This window comes from Mesorhizobium sp. WSM4817, from assembly GCF_055811135.1.
The window spans coordinates 1-1,469 of the sequence record NZ_JBVVQQ010000088.1; the positions used below are offsets into that span (position 1 = coordinate 1).

Below are 1,469 nucleotides of genomic sequence, written 5' to 3' on the forward strand. Positions count from 1 at the left end.
CAGCCAGCAGGTTGAATCAGATTTGCTCGCCTTCGGGAATCCCCTTCGATTCACACTCAATTCATCCCGCTCTAGGACGAGAGCGCTGAATTTCCGCTCTTGATGGCATTGAGGATAGCGCGAACACAACGGGCTGCGCGCCACCAATGACTCGCCCACGTACCGAATTCATTCCTACCAACGGCCACGCCGGCAGACGCGCGCTGCAGGAGCGATGATCATAGGCCCCGACGGCGAATTCAGCGCGTGCGCCGCATGCTTCTGGTCCTTAGAGTCACGAACTGGGACGCTTTCCTTAACAGTCATTACCTGTTCCAGGCTCCTTAACGGAGTCTGTCCCTCACGGCTTCGAATCGGGACAAATACTCCTGATCAATGCCAGAAGAGTAGCGGATAAAGAGGGATGCCGCCATGGCCATCGAGATCCGTGGCACACAATAGGCTCCCCGGCCCCCGTCACATGTAGTCCGGGCATGCTAAAGGAGGGATCGGGCGTCGAGTTGCTTCGACTGACCTTGAAGGGCAGCGAAGAGAAGCCGCAGCCTTCAGCCACTATAGAGCAGGAGGGATAAGTTGTAGCCGGCGCCGGCCAGGAGCGCCGCGATACTTGCCGCCGAGGTACTTGCCGCCCATCACGGTGCTCGGCCCTTGATCTGGCCGATCACGGGCTGGCGGCGCATCTTCAAGAACCGCGCCTGTTCACCCCATCAAGCTGCCAAGCGTCATCCGCGCTCGCCCGGGCTGCACAACCCTGACCAGCTCCGCCCGAGCGATCGCTGACCGCCGTGCATTTACATAGGGAGGCAAAATAGGACGCCGATCGGGGGTCAGTTTTGGAAGCCGTTTGACATGCGTGGCAGTCATAGGAATTGCCGGGCAGCGCTTTTGCATGCAGGGCGAACCGGCCGCCCTTCGAGCGCTTCAGCGTGGTGGGCACCGGCACCTTCACTCCGGACTCGTAAGGTGCATGAGTTTTGCCCTTTCCAATGCATTCCGCCTCGTGCGCGTGGAGGCTGTAGACTTTCAGCCGCCCTGGCGCCGTCGAGAGTTCGAGAACGGGAGCGGCCCGATAGAGCGGCCATCTAAAGAGCGCCCGGTTCGGTCGGGCGTCCAATTGCGGTTTTGCTTGCGGCTGTGGCCCAGTTGTCTGACCCCTCTTCGAAGCCGTCGCCGGCGAGCCCGCACATCCGAATGCGCTTTCAGCGCAGAAACTCCCAGATCACGTTCCGGCGTAATCGAATGGGTTCTCACTCGGATGGCCTCTTCCGGCTCCCAACAGATTACGACCTCCCTCTTAACGTGTCCCGAACTGCCTATTCCGCATTTGCAAATTGCTTAACTAGCGATGGCCCGTATGAGCGTTTTGTCGATGCCGAAATAGCTCATTGGGAGTCGTAGACGGAAAATATACCTTCTGATATAGACCTGCTTCATGTCCAAGCTTCGCAATCTCGTCCCCTCGACGCATT

At 59.0% G+C, this 1,469-nt stretch carries 1 pseudogene; it reads right to left on the minus strand.

Annotated elements, in window-relative coordinates:
* Positions 1–841: 841 nt before the first annotated feature.
* Positions 842–1,093: pseudogene (locus tag AC0L2K_RS34800) on the minus strand (IS5/IS1182 family transposase); the annotation flags it as partial.
* Positions 1,094–1,469: the final 376 nt, after the last annotated feature.